The organism is Streptomyces anatolicus (genome assembly GCF_019400875.1).
Classification (GTDB): domain Bacteria; phylum Actinomycetota; class Actinomycetes; order Streptomycetales; family Streptomycetaceae; genus Streptomyces; species Streptomyces anatolicus.
The window spans coordinates 1-6,849 of sequence record NZ_WMBF01000338.1; the positions used below are offsets into that span (position 1 = coordinate 1).

Sequence of the window (6,849 nt, forward strand, 5' to 3'; positions counted from 1 at the left end):
CCCCCACACCCAGTGCGGCGGTCGGCGGGGCCGCCGCACTGGGTGTGGGGGCGGGCGCGCTGCCCGCGGCGGCGGCCGCACCGGGCGCGCCGCGGGCCAGGCAGTCCGTGGCCGTGCTCGGCGGCGGAGTCGCGGGGCTCACGGCCGCCCATGAGCTGGCCGAGCGCGGCTTCGCCGTGACGGTCTACGAGCGCAGGGCGCTCGGCGGCAAGGCCCGCAGCATGGACGTACCGCAGAGCGCGAAGGGCAACCGCAAGCCGCTCCCCGGTGAGCACGGCTTCCGCTTCATCCCGGGGATCTACCACAACCTCCCCGACACGATGCGCCGCATCCCCTTCCCCGGGAACGCGAACGGCGTATGGGACAACCTCGTCGCGCCCCGCGAGATGTCGTTCGCGCGCACCGGCCGCGAGGACATCCGGATGCCGATCCCGTGGCCGGGCAGCGAGCCGGAGAAGCTCACCCCGGACGACATCGCGCGGGCGCTCACCGCGCTTCTCGACACCGCGTTCCATCTGCCCGCGCACGAGGTCGCGTACTTCGTGAACCGCGCACTGGTCTTCCTGACCAGCTGCGACGAGCGCCGCGACGACGACTGGGAGGCGACGCCCTGGTGGGAGTTCGTGCGCGCCGAGCGGATGTCGAAGGACTATCAGCGCATCCTCGCGATCGGCGTCACCCGCAACATCGTGGCGACCAAGGCCGAGGAGGCGAGCACCCGCACGGTGGGCACCCTCGGCGAGGCCTTCGTCTTCAACGCGCTCGGGCAGGGCGCGGACGGCCCGCCCGACCGGCTCCTGAACGCGCCGACGAACGAGGCCTGGATCGACCCGTGGGTGACACATCTGAAGTCACTCGGCGTGGAGTTCCGCATCGGCTGGACGGTTCGCGAACTGGCGTTCGGTGGCGGTCGCATCACCAGGACGGTGGTCGAGGACCCCGGCGGCGTACGGCGTGACATCACCGCCGACCACTATGTGCAGGCCATGCCGGTGGAGCACGCGCGCAGGACGTGGAGCGCCGCGATGAAGGCGGCGGACCCGCAGCTGGCGCGCTGCGACAAGCTGCAGACGGACTGGATGACGGGCATCCAGTTCTATCTGACCGAGCGTCCGCCGCTCGTGAAGGGCCACTTCAACTGCATCGACTCGCCCTGGTCGCTGACCGGCATCGCGCAGGCGGGCCACTGGCCCGGGCGCGACTTCCCCGCCGACTACGGCGACGGTGTCGCGGTCGACTGCCTGTCGGTGGACATCTCCGAGTGGGACAAGCCGGGGATCCTGTACGGCAAGACGGCCAAGCAGTGCACCCGCGACGAGGTCGCCAAGGAGGTGTGGGCGCAGCTCAAGGCGGCGCTGAACGACACCGGCAAGACGGTCCTGAGCGACGGCAAGCTGCACTCGTGGTTCCTCGACCCGGGCGTCGACGGCCTCGGCACGCCGCACCCCACCAATGAGGACGAACTCCTGATCCACCCCGTCGGCACCCTCCACAACCGTCCCTCGGCCGCGACGAGGATCCCCAACCTCTTCCTCTCCGGCGACTACGTGTCCGTGGACATCGACCTGGCGACGATGGAGGGCGCCAACGCGTCGGCCCGCGCGGCCGTCAACGCACTGCTCGAGCAGGCGGGCTCCGACCAGAAGCCGTGCACCATAAAGCCGATGTTCCGCGCCCCGGCGATCGAGCTGGCCAAGCGCCACGACCGCACCCGCTACCGACTCGGCCTGCGCAACGCCCTCGACCTCGGCTGAGATCGGAGGCGCACGGGGTATGACGTACGCATGAGACGGTGGACGCGAACGCGCATGCGGGCCGGGGCGGTGGTGCTCGCCGCCCTGGCGGCCGGCTGCACGGTACAACCCGAACGGCGGGAATCCCCCGCGGGTCCCCCCGGCGAGGGCGGCACCGTCCTCGCCGTGAAGATCGACAACGTCCGCCCTGCCCGCCCGCACACCGGCCTGGACGCCGCGGACGTCGTCTACGCCGAACAGGTGGAGGCGGGGCTCAGCCGCCTGATGGCGGTGTACGCGTCCCGGGTGCCGCCCGTGATCGGGCCGGTGCGCAGCGCGCGCGAGACCGATCTCGAACTGCTGCGCCAGTTCGACCGGCCCGTGCTCGCGTTCTCCGGGGCGCAGTCGAAGCTGCTCCCGCTGATCGCGGGCGCCCCCGTGCGGGCCCTGTCGCCGGGTGAGGCGCCCGACGACGCCTATTACCGGGACGACGACAAGGCCGCGCCGCACGATCTCTTCGTACGCCCCAAGGCGCTGAACGTCGACCCGCGCGCGGGTGCCCTGGAGAGCACGGGGTTCCGGTTCGGGCCGCGCCCGGCGGGCGGCACACCCGAGACACACCGGACGGTCCGCTTCCCTTCGGCGAGCTTCACGTTCGACTGGGTGGAGTACGAGGGCCGCTGGCGCGTCGCCATGGACGGGGAGCGGGCGCGCACCTCCGACGGCAAGGAGCTGGGCGCGTCGACGGTCGTCGTGCAGTACGTGAAGGTCCGGCACTCCCGCTTCCACGACCGGTCGGGCAACGTCTCGCCGTTCACCGAGACGGTGGGCGAGGGGACGGCACGCGTCCTGCGGGACGGGCGGGCCTACGAGGCGCGCTGGCAGCGGCCGTCAGCCGAGGACGGCACGGAGTTCACGACGCCCGACGGCAAGCGGCTGCCGTTCGCCAAGGGGCAGGTGTGGGTGGTGTACGCGAAGGCGTGAGCGCGCTTCAGGGCTGCGGGACCACCAGCGGCTCCCCGGGGTCGCGCAGGCTCTCCGCGGCGTCCGCGACGCGCCGCATCAGCTCGAGGAACAGGGTCTGCTCGTCGGTGGAGAGCGGGGCGAGGAAGACCTGGTTCATGCGGGCGGTGCGCACGGTCAGCTTGCGGTGCGTGCGCCTGCCCTCTTCGGTCAGGCGCAGCAGATAACGCCGGCCGTCCTGCGGGTCGCGGACCTTGTCGAGCAGCTCGCGGCGGATCAGCCGGCTGATGACCTCGGCGACGGTGGAGCGGTCCAGGCCCACCCGCTCCCCCACGGTCCGCTGGTCGAGGCCGGGCTCGGCGACGAGGGCGTTGAGGACCGCGAACTGCGGTGAGGTGATCTCCTCGGAGACCATCGTGTTCCACAGGAGGTAGTGGGCCTGTTGCAGGCGCCGGGCCAGGTGCCCGGGGTGGGTGGCGAGATCCACCGCGGCCATGGGGTCCTCCGCTTCTCCGGTTCTCCGGCATATTTCATCGGTGCACTGAACAATAGCCGTTCCCTATCTCTCATATAGCCACTCTTGTCAGGCTGTTGGGCGGCGCCTATCCTCCCGGAAATAGTCAGTGCCCTGATTAATTGGGCCGGAGGAGAGGGGCCGGGCACATGGACAAGGTGGTGGCGACGGCCGCGGAGGCGGTGGCCGACATCGGGGACGGGTCGTCGCTCGCGGTCGGCGGCTTCGGCCTGAGCGGCGTACCGAACGAGCTGATACGCGCGCTGCACGCGTCCGGCGCCTCGGACCTGCGGGTGGTGTCCAACAACTGCGGGGCGCTGGACTCGGGCCTCGCGGTGCTCCTTTCGGCGGGCCGCATCGCTCGGGTGACCGGCTCCTACATCGGCGCCAACAAGGAGTTCGCCCGGCAGTACCTGGGCGGGGAGCTTGAGGTCGAGATGATCCCGCAGGGCACGCTGGCCGAGCGGCTGCGGGCGGGCGGCGCGGGTATCCCCGCGTTCTACACCCCGGCCGGGGTGGGCACCCAGGTCGCCGACGGCGGGCTGCCGTGGCGCTACGACGGCGAGGGCGGGATCGCGCTCGCGTCCCCGGCCAAGGAGGTACGGGAGTTCGACGGCACCCCGTACGTCCTGGAGCGCGGCATCCGCACCGACTTCGCGCTGGTGCGGGCGGCGCGGGGGGACCGGCACGGCAACCTCGTCTTCACCAGGTCCGCCCGCAATTTCAACCCTCTCGCGGCGATGGCGGGCCGCGTCACCGTCGCCGAGGTGGAGGAGCTGGTGGAGCCGGGCGCGATCGACCCGGACGCCGTGCACCTGCCGGGGATCTTCGTGCGGCGCGTGGTCGCGCTCACCCCCGGGCAGGCGGCGGAGAAGCGGATCGAGAAGCGGACGGTGAGCGGCTGATGCCATGGACCCGTGAGCAGATGGCCGCCCGTGCGGCGCGTGAACTCCGCGACGGCCAGTACGTGAACCTGGGCATCGGCCTGCCCACCCTGATCCCGAACCACCTGCCCCCGGGCGTGGAGGTGGTCCTGGAGTCCGAGAACGGCATCCTCGGGGTGGGCCCCTACCCCGCCGAGGCCGACGTCGACCCGGACCTGATCAACGCGGGTAAGGAGACCGTGACCGTACTGCCCGGCGCCTCCTTCTTCGACTCGGCGCTCTCCTTCGGGATGATCCGCGGCGGCCACATCGATGTAGCCGTGCTCGGCGCGATGCAGGTCTCCGCGCGCGGGGATCTCGCCAACTGGGCGGTCCCCGGAAAGATGATCACCGGGATCGGCGGGGCGATGGACCTGGTGCACGGCGCCGGCAGGGTCATCGTCGTCATGACGCACACCGCCAAGGACGGCACCGCGAAGATCGTCGAAAAGTGCGGGCTGCCGTTGACCGGGAAGGCGTGCGTGGACCGGATCATCACCGATCTGTGCGTGCTGGATGTGACGGAACGGGGTCTGGAGCTGGTCGAGTCGGCTCCGGGGTGCGGGGTCGAGGAGATCGCGGCCAGGACGGGGGCGGAGGTCCTGCTGCCGGCCGAGGGCGGCGCGTCGTGAGCGTGCGGGGTACCCGCGGTGACGCCGGTGCCTCAGCTGGCCGAGCTGGCCGAGCGTCCTGACCCGCCCGATCCGTCCGATCCGCCCGCCTCGCTGTCATGTCCCTTCGGAGTCGCCCGCGTATGGCCGCACACCAGGAGCCTCAAGAGATGACCCTGACCACTTCCTCCTCCCGGGGCGCCGGGCCCTCTTCCGCCGGTCCTCTGCCCGACGGGCTCAGCCAGCGGGCGATAGACGCCGAGGTCGCCAAGGCGCAGGCCGCGCGGGCCGCGTCGGACGGGCGGGCCGCGTCGGACGGGCGGGGGCATCCGCCCCGTGACTACCCGCCCTACCGCAGCAGCCACTTCCGCCACCCCAAGCAGCCGCTGGTCCCGCTGCGGGACCCCGAGGCGGTGGAGCTGAGCGGCCCCGCGTTCGGCGTCACCGACGTCACCGTCCTGGACCGCGATCTGACGCGCCAGCACCAGGGTGAGCCGCTGGGCGAGCGGATCACCGTGAGCGGCCGGGTCGTCGACCGCCGAGGGCACCCCGTCCGTGGCCAGCTGGTCGAGCTGTGGCAGGCCAACGCTTCCGGGCGGTACGCCCATCAGCTCGACCAGCACCCGGCGCCCCTCGACCCCCACTTCACGGGCTTCGGCCGCTGTCTGACCGACGACGACGGAACGTACTCCTTCACGACCATCAAGCCGGGCGCCTACCCATGGCGCAACCACGTCAACGCCTGGCGCCCCGCGCACCTCCACTTCTCGCTCTTCGGCACGGCATTCACCCAGCGCCTGGTGACGCAGATGTACTTCCCCGGGGACCCGCTCTTCCCCTACGACCCGGTGCTGCGCTCGGTGACCGACGAGTCCGCGCGGCAGCGCCTCGTATGCGCGTACGACCACGATCTGTCCGTCCCCGAGTGGTCGCTCGGCTACCGCTGGGACATCGTTCTGGACGGCCCGTCCGCGACCCTCTTCGAGGAAGGCGACCACCGCTGATGCCCCCGCACACGCTCCCCACGCCTCCCACGCCCTCCCAGACCGTCGGCCCCTTCTACGGCTACGCGCTGCCCTTCCCGCGCGGCGGCGAGGTCGCGCCCGTCGGCCACCCGGACACCATCACGCTGCACGGGTACGTGTACGACGGCGCGGGGCAGCCCGTGCCCGACGCCCTGATAGAGACCTGGCAACCCGCTCCGGACGGCGCGCGGACGGGCGCTCCGGGGTCGCTGCGGCGCGATCCCGTGACGGGACAGGTCATCGGGCGCGACGGGGTGGCGTTCACCGGTTTCGGGCGGGTGCCGACGGACGCGGACGGCCACTGGGCGGTGCGGACGCTGCCGCCGGGTGGCGTCTCGTACATCTCGCTGGCCGTCTTCGCGCGCGGGCTGCTGCACCACCTCTATACGCGCGCGTACGTGGTGGACGAGCCCGGCGATCCGCTGCTCGCCTCCCTGGATGCCGACCGGCGTGCCACGCTGATCGCGCGGAGCGAGGCGCCGCGTACGTATCGGTTCGACATCCGGCTGCAAGGGGCGGACGAGACGGTCTTCCTGGAGTTCTCGTGAGCGGCCTGTTCTCCCCGGGGTGGGCGGGTTCCGCCGCCGAGGAGGCGACCGGCGACCTCGCCTTCCTCCAGGCGCTCTTGGACGCGGAGGCGGCACTGACGCGGGCTCAGGCGGCGGTCGGCCTCGCCCCCGCAGAGGCGGCCGCGGCGGTCACGGAAGCGGCCTCGGACGCGAGCCGCTTCGACGCCCGCGGCATCGCGCTCCGCGCGCGGGAGGGCGGAAACCCGGTGATCCCCCTGGTGGCCGACCTGACGGCGGCGGTACCGGCCGAGGCGGCGCCTTACGTCCACCGGGGCGCGACGAGCCAGGACATCCTCGACACGGCCCTGATGCTGCTCGCCGCGCGGACGCTGGACCTGCTCCTCTCGGACCTGGCCCGCACGGAGAGCGCCCTGGCCCGTCTCGCGTCGCGGCACCGGGACACGGTGATGCCGGGCCGGACACTGACGCAGCACGCGGTGCCGACGACGTTCGGCCTCAAGGCGGCGGGGTGGCGCTCACTCGCGCTCGACGCGCGGGACCGGGTCGCGGG

General features: G+C 72.3%; 8 protein-coding genes. 7 read left to right on the plus strand and 1 reads right to left on the minus strand.

The features are described 5' to 3' along the window. A partial coding sequence (locus tag GKQ77_RS24090; RefSeq protein WP_308117766.1) for a hydroxysqualene dehydroxylase occupies window positions 1-1,754 on the plus strand: 1,754 nt, incomplete at its 5' end. A gap of 30 nt (window positions 1,755-1,784) precedes the next feature. Continuing rightward, window positions 1,785-2,717 (plus strand): DUF3048 domain-containing protein, encoded by a 933-nt coding sequence (locus GKQ77_RS24095; protein ID WP_219691025.1) that lies wholly within the window; start codon window positions 1,785-1,787, stop codon window positions 2,715-2,717. A 7-nt stretch (window positions 2,718-2,724) separates the two neighbouring features. Here the strand turns inward: GKQ77_RS24095 and GKQ77_RS24100 are convergent, their stop codons facing one another. Continuing rightward, entirely contained in the window at window positions 2,725-3,192 is a 468-nt protein-coding gene (locus tag GKQ77_RS24100) for a MarR family winged helix-turn-helix transcriptional regulator (RefSeq protein WP_219691026.1), read from the minus strand. 167 nt (window positions 3,193-3,359) lie between these two features. Here GKQ77_RS24100 and GKQ77_RS24105 point away from each other — a divergent pair, with 167 nt between their 5' ends. From GKQ77_RS24105 to GKQ77_RS24125, 5 genes are all read left to right on the plus strand, one after another. Continuing rightward, on the plus strand, window positions 3,360-4,115 hold the full coding sequence (locus tag GKQ77_RS24105; protein WP_219691027.1) for a CoA transferase subunit A: 756 nt from the start codon (window positions 3,360-3,362) through the stop codon (window positions 4,113-4,115). Next, window positions 4,115-4,765 (plus strand): CoA transferase subunit B, encoded by a 651-nt coding sequence (locus tag GKQ77_RS24110; RefSeq protein WP_219691028.1) that lies wholly within the window; start codon window positions 4,115-4,117, stop codon window positions 4,763-4,765. Before GKQ77_RS24105 ends, GKQ77_RS24110 begins: the two co-directional genes overlap by 1 nt. 155 nt (window positions 4,766-4,920) lie before the next feature. Then, window positions 4,921-5,748, plus strand: coding sequence for a protocatechuate 3,4-dioxygenase subunit beta (pcaH, locus tag GKQ77_RS24115; RefSeq protein ID WP_372459970.1), 828 nt, complete (start codon window positions 4,921-4,923; stop codon window positions 5,746-5,748). Then, window positions 5,748-6,317: a protocatechuate 3,4-dioxygenase subunit alpha gene (pcaG, locus tag GKQ77_RS24120; protein ID WP_219691030.1), complete on the plus strand. Its 570-nt coding sequence runs from the start codon at window positions 5,748-5,750 to the stop codon at window positions 6,315-6,317. Before pcaH ends, pcaG begins: the two co-directional genes overlap by 1 nt. After that, window positions 6,314-6,849 (plus strand): lyase family protein (locus GKQ77_RS24125; protein WP_308117767.1); only part of this gene is annotated, 536 nt, incomplete at its 3' end. The genes pcaG and GKQ77_RS24125, both read left to right, overlap by 4 nt.

Coding starts and splice junctions, on each gene's coding strand:
- pcaG (WP_219691030.1), top strand. CDS start 5,748: ATGCCCCCGCACACGCTCCCCACGCCTCCCACGCCCTCCCAGACCGTC.
- GKQ77_RS24095 (WP_219691025.1), top strand. CDS start 1,785: ATGAGACGGTGGACGCGAACGCGCATGCGGGCCGGGGCGGTGGTGCTC.
- GKQ77_RS24100 (WP_219691026.1), bottom strand. CDS start 3,192: ATGGCCGCGGTGGATCTCGCCACCCACCCCGGGCACCTGGCCCGGCGC.
- GKQ77_RS24105 (WP_219691027.1), top strand. CDS start 3,360: ATGGACAAGGTGGTGGCGACGGCCGCGGAGGCGGTGGCCGACATCGGG.
- GKQ77_RS24110 (WP_219691028.1), top strand. CDS start 4,115: ATGCCATGGACCCGTGAGCAGATGGCCGCCCGTGCGGCGCGTGAACTC.